Annotated in this window: 18 protein-coding genes; 1 reads left to right on the top strand and 17 read right to left on the bottom strand. The window is 70.8% G+C overall.

Annotated features, from left to right (window positions below; genetic code table 11):
• Positions 1-43: 43 nt before the first annotated feature.
• The 4 genes from ABD151_RS05325 to ABD151_RS05310 are packed head-to-tail and all read right to left on the bottom strand — an operon-like array spanning position 44 to position 2,484.
• Positions 44-529, bottom strand: coding sequence for a GNAT family N-acetyltransferase (locus ABD151_RS05325; protein ID WP_343992060.1), 486 nt, complete (start codon positions 527-529; stop codon positions 44-46).
• Entirely contained in the window at positions 529-1,458 is a 930-nt protein-coding gene (locus ABD151_RS05320) for an RluA family pseudouridine synthase (protein WP_343992058.1), read from the bottom strand. Before ABD151_RS05320 ends, ABD151_RS05325 begins: the two co-directional genes overlap by 1 nt.
• Positions 1,451-2,032: a signal peptidase II gene (lspA, locus tag ABD151_RS05315; protein WP_343992057.1), complete on the bottom strand. Its 582-nt coding sequence runs from the start codon at positions 2,030-2,032 to the stop codon at positions 1,451-1,453. The genes ABD151_RS05320 and lspA overlap by 8 nt, the downstream gene beginning before the upstream one ends.
• Positions 2,005-2,484 (bottom strand): TraR/DksA family transcriptional regulator, encoded by a 480-nt coding sequence (locus ABD151_RS05310; RefSeq protein ID WP_343992055.1) that lies wholly within the window; start codon positions 2,482-2,484, stop codon positions 2,005-2,007. Before ABD151_RS05310 ends, lspA begins: the two co-directional genes overlap by 28 nt.
• 73 nt (positions 2,485-2,557) lie before the next feature.
• On the opposite strand from ABD151_RS05310, the gene ABD151_RS05305 reads away from it, so the two are divergent.
• On the top strand, positions 2,558-3,352 hold the full coding sequence (locus ABD151_RS05305; RefSeq protein WP_343992053.1) for a hypothetical protein: 795 nt from the start codon (positions 2,558-2,560) through the stop codon (positions 3,350-3,352).
• A gap of 144 nt (positions 3,353-3,496) precedes the next feature.
• On the opposite strand, the gene ABD151_RS05300 is transcribed toward ABD151_RS05305, so the two are convergent.
• The 13 genes from ABD151_RS05300 to ABD151_RS05240 all read right to left on the bottom strand — a co-directional run bounded on the left by ABD151_RS05300 (position 3,497) and on the right by ABD151_RS05240 (position 16,665).
• Positions 3,497-4,264, bottom strand: coding sequence for a DivIVA domain-containing protein (locus ABD151_RS05300; protein WP_343992051.1), 768 nt, complete (start codon positions 4,262-4,264; stop codon positions 3,497-3,499).
• 108 nt (positions 4,265-4,372) lie between these two features.
• Positions 4,373-4,666, bottom strand: coding sequence for a YggT family protein (locus tag ABD151_RS05295; RefSeq protein WP_343992049.1), 294 nt, complete (start codon positions 4,664-4,666; stop codon positions 4,373-4,375).
• 7 nt (positions 4,667-4,673) lie between these two features.
• Complete coding sequence (locus ABD151_RS05290; RefSeq protein ID WP_343992047.1) at positions 4,674-5,150, bottom strand: cell division protein SepF; 477 nt, start codon at positions 5,148-5,150, stop codon at positions 4,674-4,676.
• A gap of 64 nt (positions 5,151-5,214) precedes the next feature.
• On the bottom strand, positions 5,215-5,907 hold the full coding sequence (locus ABD151_RS05285; protein ID WP_343992045.1) for a YggS family pyridoxal phosphate-dependent enzyme: 693 nt from the start codon (positions 5,905-5,907) through the stop codon (positions 5,215-5,217).
• Positions 5,900-6,649, bottom strand: a complete 750-nt coding sequence (gene pgeF, locus ABD151_RS05280; protein WP_343992043.1) for a peptidoglycan editing factor PgeF — start codon at positions 6,647-6,649, stop codon at positions 5,900-5,902. Before pgeF ends, ABD151_RS05285 begins: the two co-directional genes overlap by 8 nt.
• Positions 6,650-6,656: 7 nt before the next feature.
• On the bottom strand, positions 6,657-7,868 hold the full coding sequence (ftsZ, locus tag ABD151_RS05275) for a cell division protein FtsZ (protein ID WP_343992041.1): 1,212 nt from the start codon (positions 7,866-7,868) through the stop codon (positions 6,657-6,659).
• A gap of 313 nt (positions 7,869-8,181) precedes the next feature.
• Positions 8,182-8,931: a cell division protein FtsQ/DivIB gene (locus ABD151_RS05270; RefSeq protein ID WP_343992039.1), complete on the bottom strand. Its 750-nt coding sequence runs from the start codon at positions 8,929-8,931 to the stop codon at positions 8,182-8,184.
• Positions 8,924-10,357: a UDP-N-acetylmuramate--L-alanine ligase gene (murC, locus tag ABD151_RS05265; RefSeq protein ID WP_343992037.1), complete on the bottom strand. Its 1,434-nt coding sequence runs from the start codon at positions 10,355-10,357 to the stop codon at positions 8,924-8,926. Before murC ends, ABD151_RS05270 begins: the two co-directional genes overlap by 8 nt.
• Complete coding sequence (murG, locus tag ABD151_RS05260; protein ID WP_343992035.1) at positions 10,354-11,424, bottom strand: undecaprenyldiphospho-muramoylpentapeptide beta-N-acetylglucosaminyltransferase; 1,071 nt, start codon at positions 11,422-11,424, stop codon at positions 10,354-10,356. The genes murC and murG overlap by 4 nt, the downstream gene beginning before the upstream one ends.
• A gap of 1 nt (position 11,425) precedes the next feature.
• Positions 11,426-12,676 (bottom strand): putative lipid II flippase FtsW, encoded by a 1,251-nt coding sequence (gene ftsW / locus ABD151_RS05255; RefSeq protein WP_343992033.1) that lies wholly within the window; start codon positions 12,674-12,676, stop codon positions 11,426-11,428.
• Between the two features lie 16 nt (positions 12,677-12,692).
• Positions 12,693-14,144 (bottom strand): UDP-N-acetylmuramoyl-L-alanine--D-glutamate ligase, encoded by a 1,452-nt coding sequence (murD, locus tag ABD151_RS05250; protein ID WP_343992031.1) that lies wholly within the window; start codon positions 14,142-14,144, stop codon positions 12,693-12,695.
• On the bottom strand, positions 14,144-15,259 hold the full coding sequence (mraY, locus tag ABD151_RS05245) for a phospho-N-acetylmuramoyl-pentapeptide-transferase (RefSeq protein ID WP_343992029.1): 1,116 nt from the start codon (positions 15,257-15,259) through the stop codon (positions 14,144-14,146). Before mraY ends, murD begins: the two co-directional genes overlap by 1 nt.
• Positions 15,256-16,665 (bottom strand): UDP-N-acetylmuramoyl-tripeptide--D-alanyl-D-alanine ligase, encoded by a 1,410-nt coding sequence (locus ABD151_RS05240; RefSeq protein ID WP_343992027.1) that lies wholly within the window; start codon positions 16,663-16,665, stop codon positions 15,256-15,258. Before ABD151_RS05240 ends, mraY begins: the two co-directional genes overlap by 4 nt.
• Positions 16,666-16,824: the final 159 nt, after the last annotated feature.

Here is a 16,824-nt window from a genome sequence, read left to right as displayed (position 1 = left end):
CACACTCCTCAAAGGTCGAACTGAAGCGAGACGCCAGACTACGTCACGGCTCCGACAGAACCGCCGAACGGCACTCCCCGGACCACTCCATCCGGAGGTCTGGCTCACCTTCCTCGTTCTCCGAGCCGTCGGTGTGCTCGCGCTCCACCAGCCCGTGCGCGGCGTAGAAGCCCCGCGCGGAGGTGTTCGCGGCGAAGACCCACAGCGAGAAGCCGGCCGGTCGCAGCGCCTTGACCAGCTCCAGCAGGGCGCCCCCGACACCGCCGCCCTGGGCTGACGGCGTCACGTAGAGATGGTCGAGCCAGGTCTCGGTGAAGGCCACGAAGCCGAGCAGCTCGGGCGCGTCCTGCTCGGTGCTCTCGGCCACCCAGACGGTGAGCCGGGACAGGTCCCAGCACGCCACCCAGGTCCGGACGTCGGCGTCGTCGTGGGCCAGCGCCGGCATCTGTCCGTACGCCGCCCGGCGAGCCCGGAGGAAGAGCGCCGCGATCGCCGCCAGGTCGTCGGCGACGGCCGCGCGCAACTGCATCAGTGCGCGTCGCGGATGATGTCGAGCGCGCTCGCCAGGTCGTCCGGGTAGGTCGACTCGTAGGTCACGTAGTCGCCGGAGTCGGGGTGCTCGAAGCCGAGGCGGACGGCGTGCAGCCACTGCCGCTCCAGGCCCACCCGCTTGGCCAGCACCGGGTCGGCGCCGTAGGTCAGGTCGCCTACGCAGGGGTGCTTGATCGCCGACATGTGCACCCGGATCTGGTGGGTGCGGCCGGTCTCCAGGTGGATCTCCATCAGGCTGGCGAAGCGGTGCGCCTCGAGCAGCTCGTAGTGGGTGACCGAGTGCTTGCCGTCGGCCATCACCGCGAACTTCCAGTCCGACTTGGGGTGCCGCCCGATGGGCGCGTCGATCGTGCCGACCAGCGGATCGGGGTGTCCCTGGACCAGCGCGTGGTAGGTCTTGTCGACGGTCCGGTTGCGGAACGCGTTCTTGAGCCGGGAGTAGGCGTACTCGGACTTGCAGATCACCATCACGCCCGAGGTGCCGACGTCGAGGCGCTGGACGATGCCCTGGCGCTCGGAGGCGCCGCTGGTGGCGATCCGGAAGCCGGCCCCGGCCAGGTGGCCGACGACGGTCGGGCCGGTCCAGCCCATCGACGGGTGCACCGCGACGCCGACCGGCTTGTCGATCACCACGATCGACTCGTCGTCGTGGATGATCTTGATCCCATCGACGACCTCGGGGACCACCTCGAGCGGGTCCCGCTCGGCCGGGATCGTGACGTCGAGCATCTCGCCGGGGCTGACCCGGTCGGACTTGCCGACGCTGCGACCGTCCAGGCTCACCTGGCCGGCCGCGATCAGGTCCGCGGCGCGGGTCCGGGAGAGCCCGAACATCCGAGCCATCGCGGCGTCCACCCGCTCCCCGGCCAGGCCGTCGGGAACCAGCACCACGCGCTGCTCAGTCATCGCTCTCCTCACGGGTTCCGTCGAGTCGGATGCCACGCAAGGCCTGGATGATGATGATCGCGGCCGCGACGTTGATGCAGATGTCGGCCACGTTGAAGATCGGGAAGTTCGGGAAGGCGAACATGTCGATCACGTGGCCGCGACCGAAGCCCGGCTCACGGGTGGGCCGGTCGATCAGGTTTCCGACGACACCGGCCAGCAGGAAGCCGAGGCCGACGGCCCACATCGTGCTGCGCACCTTGAACGACAGCCAGATCACCACCACCGCGGCGATCGTGGCGACCACGGAGAGCACCTCGGTGAAGCTGGTGCCCATGGAGAAGGCGGCGCCGGGGTTGCGGACCAGCTGGAGGCCGAACCAGTCGCCCAGCAGCTCGACCCGGCCCTCGCCGGAGAGCTTCTCGATGGAGAGCTCCTTGACCCACTGGTCGATGGCGATCAGGCAGACGGCCAATGCCCAGAACAGGGCAAGGCAACGGTTGCGCCTCGACCGCGACCTGCTGGCGTCGTCGGGAGACAGGGACTCTGGGTTCGGCTCGCTGGGGCTCAGCGACGCTCCTCGCGCTGCTTGCATGACAGGCACAGTGTCGCACGCGGGAAAGCCATCAACCGCATCTTGCCGATCGGCTTGCCACACTCCTCGCAGACGCCGTAGGTGCCGTCGTGGATCCGGGCCATCGCGCGCTCGGTCTGCAGCAGCATCTCGCGGGCGTTGTTGACCAGCGTGAGCTCGTGGTCGCGCTCGAAGCTGGTGGCGCCCATGTCGGCCTGGTCCTGGCCCGCGCCGTCGCCGGCGTCACGCAACAGGCCGGCGAGCTCCTCCTGCTGGTCGTGCAGCTCCCGCTGGAGCCGATCGCTGTGGGCCTGGAGCTCGGCCATCACCTCGTCGAGCTCGGCGGCGGTCCAGGCGCTCTCGTCCTCGCGGACGGCGAGACTGCCGGGGGCCGCCTTCTTGGCCGCTGTCTTCTTGGCAGGGGCCGCCTTCGCGGCGGGTGCTGCCTGCGGGGCGGGGGAAGCGTTCGTCACGGGCGCTGCTTTCTTGGCCGGTGCTGCCTTCTTGGTGGGAGCCGCGGACCGAGCAGGCGGGGGTGTTGCCTTCGTGGCGACCGCGGTCTTGGTGGCAACGCCGTTCGCTGCCGCCTTCTTCCCGGTGGGTGCTGCCTTCTTCGTGCTCGGTGCTGCCGCAGTGGTGGCTGAGGCCGCCCTCGTCGCGGGGGCGGCCTGGCTGGCAGGTACCCGCTTCGCGGCATTCCCACGCGTGCTCGCCGCACTCTTCTTGGCGGCGGGGGCCTTCTTCGCCGGCGCCGTCTTGGCGGGCGCGACCTTCTTGGCGGGCGGAGCACTCTTCTTCGCCGCCACCTTCTTCGCGGGCGTCGCCTTCTTGGCGGACGTGGTCTTCGTGGCTGCGGCGTTCTTCGCCGCGGTCTTGGCGGCGGGTGCGGCCTTCTTCGCCGTCGTCTTCTTGGCGGACGCCGTCTTCGTGGCTGCGGTCTTCTTTGCCGCGGTCTTCTTTGCCGCGGGTGCGGCCTTCTTGGCTGCGGGAGCGCCCTTCGCCGGCGCCTCAGCGGCGGGAGCACTCTTCTTCGCCGTGGCCTTCTTGGTGGGCGTCGCCTTCTTGGCTGCGGGAGGGCTCTTCTTCGCGGCCGCCTTCTTCGCGGCCGGCGCCGCCTTCGTCGCAGCCGCCTTCTTCGCCGCGGGCGCCGCCTTCTTGGCGGCCGTGCTCTTCTTCGCGACCCCGTTGGTCGCACTCGTGGCGGTCTTCGCAGCAGAGGTGGCCTTCTTGGCCGCGGCGGGCTTGCCGCGCGTCATCACCCGCTTCGCGGCAGCTGCTGCGGTCTCGGCAAGGGACTTCCTACTGCTACGCGCCATGGAACCCGGCCTCCTTGTGGCCTAGCCATGTGGCATCAGCCACATACGAGTGGCACGGACCCTAGCCCCTCGCTCGCATCGCCACAATCCGCCACGCGCGACGAAGGACAAAGGAGCGGCCGGCCCCGTGGGGCCGACCGCTCCTTCATGAGCTCTCCGGGAGAACCGCTCAGCTCTCGTCCTCGCCGAGGATCGAGCGAAGCCGCTTGGGGGCGGCAGGCGAGCCGTCGCCGGCGCCGACCTCAGGGGTGGCGTTCAGCGAAGCGAGCTGCTCGGTGAAGTAGCTCTTCAGACGCGAGCGGTACTCACGCTCGAAGGAGCGCAGGTTCTCGACGTCCGCGTTGAGCTTGTCGCGCTCCTTCTCCAGGTCGCCGAACATCTGCTCGCGGCGCTCGCTGGTCTCGGAGTCGAGCATCTGCGAGCGGGTGCGGGCGTCGGCCTCAAGGCGGTCGGCCTTGACCTTGGACTCAGCCTCCAGGCGCTCGGCCTTGGTGCGTGCCTCACCGACGATCTTGTCGGCCTGGTTCTTCGCGTCCTCGACGAGCTCGTCGGCGTTGCGGGTCGCGATCTCCAGCAGACGGGCGGCTGCGTTCGACGCCTCGGCGACCGTCTCGACCCGGATGGTCGGGATCTGACCCGGCACGCTCTCGGGGGCAGCAGCCACCGGGGCGGGGGTCGGCACAGGGGCGGGCACCGGCTCGGGCTCGCGGACCGGCTCCGGAACGACCGGAGCGGCGACAGGGGCAGCGACCGGGGCCGGGGCGCCCGACTGGGCAGCAGCCAGCTTGGCCCGCAGGTCTTCGTTCTCCTTGGTGAGACGAGCCAGCTCTGCCTCCACCTCGTCGAGGAACTGGTCCACCTCACCCATGTCATAGCCCTCACGGAGCCGGACGGGAGTAAAGCGCTTGTTGCTCACGTCCTCAGGTGTCAGCGGCATGACCTCACCCAATTCGTTGTAGTCGATGGTCAGATACTTGGTCGAACAATAGCGCCTGATGGTCTACACCAGGCATCGGCCTGGAGCCAGTAAGACTCCGAAAGGCTGTCAGGACAACAGAATCATGCTGTTGAGGCTCAACAGCAAGTAGGCCCCCACCATCACGATCAGGAAGCTCAGGTCGAGCGCGAAGTTTCCCAGCCGCAGGGGCGGGATCACGCGTCGCAGGGCCTTGATCGGAGGGTCGGTGATCGAGTAGACCGCCTCCAGTAGCACGAGCAGCGGCCCGGACGGCGTCCAGGTGCGGGCGAAGACCTGCACCCAGTCGAAGACGAAGCGCACCCAGAGCAGTGCGATGAAGACCCACAGGACGACGTGGATCAGCAAGCCAACAGTTTCCACCAGCGAATCAGCTCTGGTTGAAGAAGCCGCCCTCGGCGATCCGCTGCTTGTCCTCAGCGGTCACCGAGACGTTCTGGGGCGAGAGCAGGAACACCTTGGCGGTGACCCGCTCGATCGAGCCACGGGTGGCGAAGATCAGGCCGGCGGCGAAGTCGACCAGGCGCTTGGCGTCGGCGTCCTCCATCTCGCTCAGGTTCATGATCACCGGAACGCCGTCACGGTAGTTCTCCCCCACCGTGCGCGCCTCGTTGTAGGTGCGCGGGTGCAGGGTGATGATCCGGGAGAGCTCTGCCACGGCGGGTGCCACCTCCATGGGCTGCGGACGACGCCGCTCGGAAATGCTTGCTACCGGCGCGGGGCGGCGCTCCTCGCGAACCTCACGGGCCGGCTCGTCTGCGTACTCGTCGTGATCCTCGTCGAGGTAACGGTCGCTCTCCTCGACCAGGCCGAGGTACTCACCGATCTTGCGCATCGCGCCGCTCATGAGTCTTTCCTCCGGGGTAGCGCGCCAACCGCTGGCGCTCGTGATGTGTTGGACACTACTGGGTTCATGGCCGCTCTCCGAGCACCGCACGGCCAATCCGGACGTGTGTCGCGCCACGCGCGACGGCGGCCTCGAGGTCGTTGCTCATGCCGGCCGAGAGCACGCCGGCGTCGGGGTGATCGGCGCGCAGCCGCTCGGCGAGCCGGGCCAGGTCGTCGAAGGCCTGCTCCGGATCCGCACCGAGCGGCGCGACCGCCATCAGGCCGCGGAGCACCAGTCCCTCGGCGTCGGCCACCGCCGCGGCCAGGGCGAGCAGCTCGTCGGGGTGGACCCCCGAGCGGCCCTCGCGCTGCTCGGGCGGGTCCAGCGACACCTGGACCAGGCAGTCCAGGTCGCGTCCGCGCTCGGCGGCCCCCCGGGAGAGGCCGGGGACCAGGCGCGCCCGGTCCACGGACTCGACGACGTCGGCATAGCCGGCCACCGCCGCGGCCTTGTTGGACTGCAGCCCGCCGATGTAGTGCCAGCGCAGCTCCAGGTCGGCACACTCGGCAGCCTTGGCCATCGCCTCCTGGTGCCGGTTCTCGCCGACGTCGCGGACGCCGAGGTCGGCCAGCAGCCGCACGTCGGAGGCCGGGAAGAACTTGGTGACCACGGTCAGCGTGATCTCGTCGGGGTCACGGCCGGCGGACCGCGCCGCCGCGGCCACCCGCTCCTGCACGGCGGCCAGGCCTGCGGCCAGCTCGCTGCGTCTACTCATCATGGCGTCCGTTGCTCGGTCGGGTCGCGGGGGCGAGCGTGATCACCCCGGCATGGCGCCCGGCGTGCTCGCCGTCGCGCCGGAAGGAGTACAGGTCCGCGGACTCACGGGTGCACCGCGCCGCGTCGACCACGGCGACGCCGGCGCCGCGCAGCTGGTCGGCCACCGCGGTGCCGAGATCCAGCGCGGGCGTGCCCCAGGAGGTCCGGGCGGCCGCCGCCGGGATCTGCGCGACGAAGGAGTCGTGCATCTCCTGGGGCACCTCGTAGCAGGCGCCGCACACGTGCGGCCCGATCCAGGCGGTGATCTCGGTGGCCCCGAGCTCACGCATCGCGGTGGCCGCTGCCGACGCGACACCGGAGGCCACGCCGTTGCGCCCGGCGTGCGCGGCACCGATCACCCCGGCCACCGGGTCGGCGAGCAGGATCGGCACGCAGTCCGCGGCGCGGACCGCCAGGACCACACCGGGCGTCGCCGTGACCAGCGCGTCGCTGGTGGGTCGGGGTGCGTCGTCGTCCGCGATGACCGCGACGGCGTTGCCGTGCACCTGGTGCATGTCGGCCAGGCGGGCCCCCGGGGCGAAGTCGGCGACCAGCAGTCGCCAGTTCTCGGCCACCGCGGCCGGGGCGTCACCGCCGTCGAGGGCGAGGTTCAGCGATGCCCAGGGCGCGCCGCTGACCCCGCCGAGCCGGTCGGTGAAACCGAGCTCAACGGGGTCCAGGCGGTCGCGGTAGGCGTACAAGCCGGCCTTACTTCAAGAAGTCCGGGACGTCGAGGTCGTCGTCGTCGAACTGCACCTGACGGGGCTGCTGGCGCGGCGCGGCCGGGGCCGGGGTCGCCGGCGCCTGGGGACGCTGCGCCTGCGGGGCCTGCTGCGGCTGGGCCGGAGCCACCGGAGCCGGCTCGGGGGCACGCTGGGTGGCGATCGTCTGAGCCGCCGCCCGGGTCTCGGCCTGGGTCTGCTGCGGGGCGGCCTGGCGGCGCAGCACGGTGCCCTCGTCACGACGCTTCGGCATGCCGCCGTCGAAGCCGGCCGCGATCACGGTGACCCGCACCTCGTCGCCGAGGGCGTCGTCGATGGTGGCACCGAAGATGATGTTGGCCTCGGGGTGCACCGACTCGGCGACCAGGGCTGCGGCCTCGTTGATCTCGAAGAGACCGAGGTCCGAGCCACCGGCGATGGAGAGCAGGACGCCGTGCGCGCCGTCGATGCTCGCCTCGAGCAGGGGCGAGGAGACGGCCATCTCGGCGGCGGCCACCGAGCGGTCCTCACCGCGCGCCGAGCCGATGCCCATCAGCGCCGAGCCGGCGTTGGACATCACGGACTTCACGTCCGCGAAGTCGAGGTTGATCAGGCCCGGGGTGGTGATCAGGTCGGTGATGCCGGAGACACCCTGCAGCAGCACCTGGTCGGCCTGCTTGAAGGCGTCGAGCATCGAGACGTTGCGGTCGCTGATCGAGAGCAGCCGGTCATTGGGGATGACGATCAGGGTGTCGACCTCTTCGCGCAGCTGCGCGATGCCCTCTTCGGCCGAGTTCGCGCGGCGGCGACCCTCGAAGGCGAACGGGCGGGTGACCACACCGATGGTCAGCGCACCCAGCGAGCGGGCGATCCGAGCGACCACGGGAGCACCACCGGTACCGGTGCCACCGCCCTCGCCAGCGGTCACGAACACCATGTCGGCGCCCTTGAGGACCTCTTCGATCTCGTCGGCGTGGTCCTCGGCAGCCTTGGCACCCACGTCGGGGTTGGCGCCGGCACCGAGTCCACGGGTGAGCTCACGGCCGATGTCGAGCTTGACGTCGGCGTCGCTCATGAGCAGGGCCTGCGCATCGGTGTTGATCGCGATGAACTCGACACCCTTGAGTCCGACCTCGATCATCCGGTTGACGGCGTTGACGCCACCCCCACCGATACCCACGACCTTGATGATGGCCAGGTAGTTCTGTGCTGCTGCCACGGCGGTGCGTGCCTCTCCTGATCGGTGTCACCCGGCTCCCGGTCGGGATGCGGGTCTTGTCCATGTGCTGATCCGTACTGATGCGGCGTCCCTGTAGGGCACTCTCCGCGGTGGGGAAGACCGAGCGATCAAACCGTGAACCCTAACCCTCAACTGAAGGGTTATAGTTATGTCAACCTCTCGATGACGAAGACACTAGGCAGAGCCTGTGCAGAAACCCGACGCGACACGCCGACTTCGGGATAGTCCCTGACGTTTTCGTGGTTTTCACGGCGTGTCGACCACGAAAACGTCAGGGACTATCCGGAGGGGGCTACTTGACGGTCGGGTTCCCGGGGACGCTGACGTCGAGGGTGGTGCCGTCCTCGGCGAGGAGGACCTCGAGGACCTTGCCCTTGGTGGCGGACTCCTCGGCACTCCCCCACACGACGTTCCGGCCGTCGCGCAGGACCAGGTTGATCTGGTCGACGGTGCGCAGCTCGACGTACTCCACCCGGCGGGCGACCGAGGCGGGCATCGCGCCCACCACCGAGGCACCTTCGGCGCGCACCTCCGCCGAGAGCTCGCCGGAGGCCTTGATCAGCGGCACGCCCTTCGGGATCCGGGCGAAGTTGCGGAAGATCGTTCCGGTCTCGTCCATGCCGCGGTACTTCGCCCCGACCTGGATCACCGCCACCACCGCGCGCTCGGTCACCTGCACCAGCAGCGAGTTCGGCCACTTGCGCGAGACGTCGACGCTGCGCACCGCGGGCAGCTCCTCGATCCGGGCCGCGACCGCGTCGATGTCGACCCGCGCCAGCGGCTCGCCGTCGGCTACCTGGACCTCGGCCCGCACCTGCTCGGCGGAGAGCAGCTCGGTGCCCTGGACCTCGACCTCCTTGACGCCCAGCACGCTGGAGTAGGCGACCAGCCAGATCCCGACGCCGACCACGAGCAGCAGCGCGAGGGCCGCGGCCAGGACCCGGCCCAGCTGCCAGCGCCGGGTCCACTGCCGACGGGCGAACCGCCGACGGGTCTGCTCGGCCTCGTCGACCTCACGGTGCCGGCGCAACCAGTCAGGCATCGGAGGCCAGCAGCTCCAGCACCCGAGGACCGACGGTGGTGATGTCGCCCGCACCGAGCGTCACCACGAGATCGCCCGGCCGGGCCCGGGCGGCGAGCTCACGCGCTGCCGCGTCCAGATCCGGCGCGAAGCCGACCGCCTCGGCGGGCAACGGCACGGCATCGGCGACCAGGCGGCCGCTGACGGCGGGGTCGGCGGCCTCGCGGGCCAGGTAGATCTCGCAGACCACCACCTCGTCAGCGGCACCGAGCTCACGGCCCATCTGCTCGCCGAAGATCCGGGTGCGCGAGACCAGGTGGGGCTGGAAGGCCACCACCAGGCGTCCCTCGCCGGCGACCTCGCGCGCGGCCTGCAGGTCGCCCCGGATCTCGCTCGGGTGGTGCGCGTAGCTGTCGTACACCCGGACGCCGGCCACCGTGCCCTTCGCCTCCATCCGGCGGCGGGTGCCGGTGAACTCCCCCAGCCCGGCGATCAGCGCGTCCAGGTCGAGACCGAGCTCGTGCCCGGTGGCCAGCACGGCCAGGGCATTGAGCACATAGTGCCGTCCGGGGATCCGCAGCTCGACCTCGGCCAGGTCGGCGCCGTCGCGGCGCAACGTGAAGCGGGTCCGCATGCCGTCGTGGCGCACGTCGCGCGCCGCGAGGTCGAGCGCCGACTCGGCAGCCGCGTCGTCCGCGATGCCGTAGACCACGACGCGCCGTCCGGTGCCGCGGGCGTGCGCGGCGAGCCGGGCGCTGCCCGGGTCGTCGGCGCAGGCGACGAGGAATCCGTCGGGGTCGAGAGTGGCGACGAAGTCGGCGAACGCCTGCTGGTACGCCTCCTCGGTGCCCCACTGGTCGAGGTGGTCGGCGTCGACGTTGGTGACGATCGCCGCGTAGGGCTGGTAGTGCAGGAACGCGCCGTCGCTCTCGTCGGCCTCGGCCACGAAGAGCTCGCCCGCACCGACGGCCGCGTTGACACCGGTGCTGGTCAGCTCGCCGCCGATCGCATAGGTGGGGTCGGCACCGGCCGCCTGCAACGCGACGGTGAGCAAGGAGGTGGTGGTGGTCTTGCCGTGGGTGCCGGCGACCGCCACCGTGCGCAGCCCGGCCATCACCGACGCCAGCGCCGCCGAGCGCGGCAGCAGCCGCAGACCCTGGCGCTGGGCCTCGACGACCTCGGGGTTCGTCTCGGCGATCGCCGTGGAGACGACCACCGTGTCTGCGTCGCGCACCTGATCGGCGGCGTGCCCCACATGCACCCGCGCGCCCAGGTCGGCGAGCGCCTCCAGCGTGGCGGACGACGCCCCATCGCTACCGCTGACGGCGATCCCGCGCGCCAGCATGATCCGCGCGATCGCGGAGAGCCCGGCGCCGCCGATGCCGATGAAGTGCACCCGGCCGAGCTCATCGGCCGGCAGCATCACCTCCGGAACCGGAATCCTCATCGGGCCGCCTCCAGGATCATCCGGGCCAGCTTCTCGTCGGCGTCCAAGGGGATCACGTCGGCCGCGGCCGCACCCATCGCGGTCAATCGCGCGGGGTCGCTGAGCAGCGGGGCGACGTTCGCCTCCACCCAGGTGCTGGTCAGCTCGCCGTCGGCGACCATCAGGCCGCCGCCGGCGTCGATCACCGGCTGGGCGTTGCGCGCCTGCTCGCCGTTGCCGATCGGCAGCGGTACGTAGATCGCCGGGAGGCCGACGCCGGAGACCTCGGTGACGGTGTTCGAGCCCGAGCGGCAGAGCACGGCGTCGGCGGCCGCGTAGGCCAGGTCCATCCGGTCCACGTAGTTGCGCACCACGTACGGCGCCGCGCCGGCGGCGACCTCCAGGGTGTTCTTGGGGCCGATCACGTGCAGCACCTGGATCCCCGCCTCGCCGAGCGAGCGAGCGGCACCGGACACTGCCTCGTTGATCCGGCCTGCCCCCTGGGAGCCGCCCGTCACGAGAAGCGTGGGCCGCTCGGCGTCGAGACCGAAGCTCGCGCGTGCCTCGGCACGCAGTGCTGCCCGGTCGAGGGTAGCGATCATCCGGCGGATCGGCAGTCCGGTGTAGGTGGCGTGGCGCAGGTCGGTGTGCGGGAACGAGGTCGCCACCTGCGTGGTGAACCGGGCACCGAGGCGATTGGCGATGCCCGGCAGGGCGTTGCCCTCGTGCACCACGATCGGAACGCCGCGCTTGCGGGCCGCGAGGTAGGCGGGCACCGAGACGTAGCCGCCGAAGCCGACCACCACGTCCGGGCGCACCCGGTCGACGATCTCCAGGCCCGCGGCACGCGCCGCGCGGAGCTTGCCCGGGGTGCGCAACAGCTCGGCGCTGGGACGACGCGGCAGCGGCACCCGCGGCACGAACTCCAAGGGCAGCCCGGCTTCCGGGATCAGCCGCGCCTCAAGGCCCTCCCGGGTGCCCAGGCAGGTGATCTCGATGCCCGGCGCGAGCCGGCGCAGCGCGTCGGCCGTGGCGAGCAAGGGAGAGGTGTGACCGGCGGTACCACCGCCGGCGAGCAGAACACGCAATCTAGGAACCTCGTCGTGACGTGTGAGCAGACAGCCCGGCCGAGCGGCCGCGGCGACGGGCGGCGAGCGCCTTGGCCGCCTCCGGCTCCCGCCGGGCGAAGCCGATCAGGATGCCGAGTGCGACCAGGGAGGGCAACAGCGCCGAGCCGCCGTAGGAGACCAACGGTAGCGGGATGCCGATGACCGGCAGCACCGCGAGCACCATCCCGACGTTGATCACCATCTGGCCGATCAGCCAGACCGTGATCCCGAAGGAGGCGTAGCGCACGAACGGGTCGCGGGTGTGGGTGGCGATCCGGATCGCGGCGTAGGCGATGGTCAGGAAGAGCGCCAGGACGAGCAGCGTGCCCACCAGGCCGAGCTCTTCGCCGAGCACCGCGAAGATGAAGTCGGTATGGGCCTCGGGCAGGGTGCCCCACTTCTGCTGCGAGGCGCCGATCCCCTGGCCGAAGATCCCGCCGCTGGAGAGGGCGTAGAGGCCGTGGGCAGGCTGCCACCCGGCGTCGTGGTACTCCTTGAACGGGTCCACGAAGTTGAACAGCCGCTCGCGTCGCTCGCTGTTGGTGGCGGCCAGGTAGAAGAGCCCGACGCCGACGATGGTGAAGGCGAAGGCGAAGATCCGCAGCGGGACGCCGACCGCCCACAGCATCGCGAGCAGGATCGCGAACATCACCAGTGCGGTGCCGAGGTCGTTCTGCCAGACCACCAGCAGGGCCACCGCCAAGATGCCCGGGACGACCGGCACCAGGAGCTCACGCCAGTCATTGAGACGGCGCTCCTTGAGCGCGAAGACGTGCGCAGCCCAGAGCACCACGGCGAGCTTGGCCACCTCGGAGGGCTGGATCTGGATCGGGCCCAGGGCCAGCCAGTTCGTGTTGCCATTGACCGAGACGCCGAGCGGGGTCTGGGTGAGGGCGAGCAGCACCATCGCCACCAGCAGCCCGGGCCAGGTCAGCGCGCGCAGCACCTTTTGCGGCATCCGCGCGGCGACGAACGCCAGCGGCAGGCCGATGCCCACCCACATCAACTGGCGCTTGACCACCATGTAGGAATCACCGTACTTGCTGTAGGCGTGCACGCTGGAGGCCGACAGCACCATGATCATGCCGATGGTCAGCAGCAGCGCGGAGGCGCCGAGCAGCATGTAGTACGCGGTCAGCGGTCGATCGAGCGTGGCACGCAGGGACTGGAGCCACGCCGGGGTCGAGAACCGCGACGTCGAGGCTGGCCGCTGCGACGTCGTACTCGCCACGCCCCGCCCTCTCTGCTCAGTCACCGAGTCGGCGCACCGCTTCGGCGAACCTGTCGCCCCGCTCGCCGTAGTTGGCGAACTGGTCCATGGAGGCGCAGCCCGGCGCGAGCAGAACCGTGTCCCCGGCGCGAGCCAGGTCGGCGGCCGCCGCGACGGCGCGATCCATGATGCTGTCGGCTCCAGTGTCGCCGTCGTCGAGGACGATGACGGGCACATCGGGAGCGTGTCGCGAAAGCGCCTCGGCGATCAGCGCACGGTCCGCGCCGATCAGCACCGCGCCCCGCATCCGGTCCCGCATCGCGGAGACCAGCTCGTCGAAGTGGGCGCCCTTGGCGAGGCCCCCGGCGATCCAGACGACGGAGTCGTAGGCGGCCAGCGAGGAGCGCGCGGCGTGTGGGTTCGTCGCCTTGGAGTCGTCCACCCAGCGCACGCCGTCGCGCTCGGCGACCAGTGCGATCCGGTGACCGTCGGGCTTGAAGGCGATCAGCGCGTCGCGGATCGCGGCATGGCCGACGCCGTGGGCACGGGCCAGGGCGGCCGCCGCCAGGGCGTTGGCCACGAAGTGCGGTGCTGGCGAGGCGAGGTCGGAGATGGTGCACAGCTCGGCAGCGCTGGTGGCCCGCTCCTCGATGAAGGCGCGGTCGACCAGGATGTCCTCGACCACGCCGAGCATGCCGACGCCGGGCATGCCGAGGGTGAAGCCGATCGCCCGGGCGCCCTCCTGGACGTCGGCGTCGAGCACCATCTGCTCGGTCTGCGGGTCGTTGACGTTGTAGACGCAGGCACGCTCGACCTGGTGGTAGATCCGCGCCTTGTCCTGCCCGTAGGCCAGCATCGGGTCCGCCCCGGTGTACCAGTCGAGGTGGTCCTCGGCCAGGTTCAGCACCGCTGCGGACTCGGCCCGCATCGAGGAGGTCCAGTGCAGCTGGAAGCTGGAGAGCTCGACGGCGAGCGCGTCGAACGGCGTCGGGTCCATCACGGCCTCGACGATCGGCGTGCCGACGTTGCCCACCGCCAGGCTGCGCTTTCCGTCAGCCACCAGCATCGCGTTGAGCATCTGCACGGTCGTGGTCTTGCCGTTGGTGCCGGTGATCGCGAGCCAGGGGGCTGCGGTCTCGGGGTCGCGCAGGCGCCAGGCCAACTCGACCTCGCCCCAGATCGGGATCCCGCGGGCGGCGGCCTGCGCCAGCAGCGGCGCGTCCGGGCGCCAGCCGGGCGAGGTGACCACCACGTCGACGTCCTCGGGCAGCACGGCGGTGCTGCCCTCGCCGAGCCGGATGGTGGCACCGAGCGTCTCCAGGAGTCCGGCGCGCTCGATGTCGACGTCGGCACGCTCGTCGAGCGCCGTCACCTGCGCGCCGAGGAAGAGCAGGTTGTCGGCTGCCGCAGCACCCGACACACCGAACCCCGCCACCACCGCGCGGACGCCGTCCCACTGATCGCGCCGACCGAGGCTCTGCGGATCCATCAGGTGCCTGCCACCCATTCTGCGTAGAAGATTCCCATGCCCGCGCCGACGAAGAGGCCGGTGATGATCCAGAACCGGATCACCACGGTGACCTGCTCCCAGCCGAGCATCTCGAAGTGGTGGTGGATCGGGGCCATCCGGAAGACCCGGTGCCCCTTCTCCACCCGGAAGAGCTTGCGGACCGCACCGCTGTGCGTGGACGCCTTGAAGAAGCCCACCTGGATCATCACCGAGAGGGTGACGATCACGAAGAGGCCGCCGAGCACCGCCAGCAGCAGCTCGGTGCGGCTGAGGATGGCGAAGCCCGCCATCGCGCCGCCCAGCGAGAGCGAGCCGGTGTCGCCCATGAAGATCTGGGCCGGCGAGGCGTTCCACCACAGGAAGCCGAAGCAGGCACCGGTCAGGGCCGCCGCGACCACCGCGAGGTCGAGCGGATCGCGCACCTCGTAGCACTGGCCGTAGGAGATGTTCTCCTGGCCGCACCACTGGTTGGCCTGCCAGATGTTGACCAGGGTGTAGGCGCCGAAGACCATCATCGAGGCACCCGCGGCGAGGCCGTCGAGCCCGTCGGTGAGGTTGACGGCGTTGCTGAAGCCGGTCACGAAGAGCCAGATCAGCAACAGCACCACGACCACCGGCAGCGTCCACTGGTCGTAGTCGCGCAGGAAGGAGAGGTGCCGCGACGCCGGCGTCTGGCCGCGCTCGTCCTCGAGCCACGGCGAGAGGGCGAGCGCACCGAAGGTCAGCGCGATCACCGTCTGGCCGATCATCTTGGCCTTGCTGCGCAGACCGAGGTTGCGCTGCTTGTAGATCTTGATGAAGTCGTCGAGGAAGCCGACGGTGCCCATGCCCACGAAGAGGAACAGGAGCAGGAGCGCGGAGGCGCTAGGGGCCTGCTGGGTGACCAGCTTGGCGATCGCGTAGGCGACCACCGTGGAGCCGATCATCACGATGCCACCCATGGTGGGCGTGCCGCGCTTGGTGTGATGGGTGGTCGGGCCGTCCTCGCGGATCTCCTGACCGTAGCCCTTCGACGACAGCACCCGGATCGCGTAGCGCGTGCCCAGCAGCGACAGGATGAGCGACACCCCAACGCCAAGCAGGACCGCAATCATCTGGACTCCTCCTTCGCCAGGCCTTCGGCCACGATCTCCAGCCCAGCCGACCTGGACGCCTTGACCAGCACCACGTCGCGGGCGCCGGTCTTCTCGCGCAACCATGCCAGAGCCTCGGCCCGGTCGGCGACGGACACGACCGAACCAGCCCAGGATGTGATTCTCGCCGCGCCCTCGGCGATCGGGGCGGCGCCCTCGCCGATCACGACGACGACGTCGAGGCCGGCGGTCGCCGCGGTGGCGCCGACCTGCTGGTGCAGGGCGGCGCTCTCGGCACCGAGCTCCTTCATCTCCCCCAGGACGGCGATCGTGCGGCGACCGCTGCGCGCGCCGATCTCCTGCAGGGTCCGCAGCGCCTGGGTCATCGACTCCGGGTTCGCGTTGTACGCGTCATTGACGACGACCAGACCGTCGGCACGCTCGTGCAGCTCCATCCGCCACCGCGACAGCCGGTCGGCCCGGTTCAGCGCGACCACGGTCTCGGCGAAGTCCAGGCCGGCCGCCAGCGCCAGGGCCGCGGCGGCCGCGGCGTTGCTGATCTGGTGGCTGCCGATCTGGCGCAGCACCAGCTCGGCGGCCAGGGTGCCATCGCTCAGCCGGGTGCGCGGGCGGCCGAGCTCGTCGTAGCTGACCTCTGCCCAGCTGAGCACGCCGTCGAGCAGCGGGTCGTGCTCGGGTGTTGCGCCGAAGCCGAGCACCCGGCCGACCGAGGCGCCGCTGAGGCCGACCCGGGTCCGGGCATCGCCGGTGTTGATCACCGCGGCGCCGTCCGCGGGCAGGGCGGAGAGCAGCTCGCCCTTGGCCCGGGCGGTCACCTCCACCGAGCCGAACTCGCTGGCGTGCGCGGAGCCCACGTTGAGCACGGCGCCGATCTCGGGGCGCGCGATCGCACAGAGCTCGGCGATGTGCCCGATCCCCCGCGCACCCATCTCCACCACCAGGAACCGAGTACCCGCATCGGCGCGCAACACGGTCAGCGGAACGCCCAGCTCGTTGTTGAAGTTGCCGGCGGTCGCCACCGTGGGGCCGACCGCTGCCAGGATCTGGGCCAGGTAGTCCTTGGTGCCGGTCTTGCCCTGGGAGCCGGTCATCGCGATCACGGTCAGCTCCGGGAGCCGGTCGCGCACGTAGCGGGCCAACCGTCCCAGCGCCGCGATCGGGTCGGTGACCAGCACGGTGGGCAGGCCGGTGGCGTGCGTACCGAGCACCGCCACCGCTCCGTTCGCGGCAGCCGCGTCGGCGAAGGCGTGACCGTCCACGTGCTCGCCGACCACCGCCACGAACAGCGACCCGGGCGTGGCGAGTCGCGAGTCCACCACGGCCGGGGCGTCCACCACCGTCTCCGGGTCGCCGACCACGGTCCCCTCGACCGCCTCGGCGATCTCGGCCAGGCTGAGCGGGATCATCGGCTCGCCTCCTGCACCACGACCTCACGGTCGTCGAAGGGGTGGACCACGCCGTCGATCTCCTGTCCTGTCTCGTGTCCCTTGCCGGCGACCACGACGATGTCGCCGGCCGCCGCCTCGTCGAGCGCCGCGCGGATCGCCGCCCGGCGGGCGCCGCGC

The organism is Nocardioides dubius (assembly GCF_039528155.1).
GTDB classification, from domain to species: Bacteria; Actinomycetota; Actinomycetes; order Propionibacteriales; family Nocardioidaceae; genus Nocardioides; species Nocardioides dubius.
Note: the sequence above shows the minus strand (reverse complement) of the source record. Positions and strands in the feature narration are given on the sequence as shown.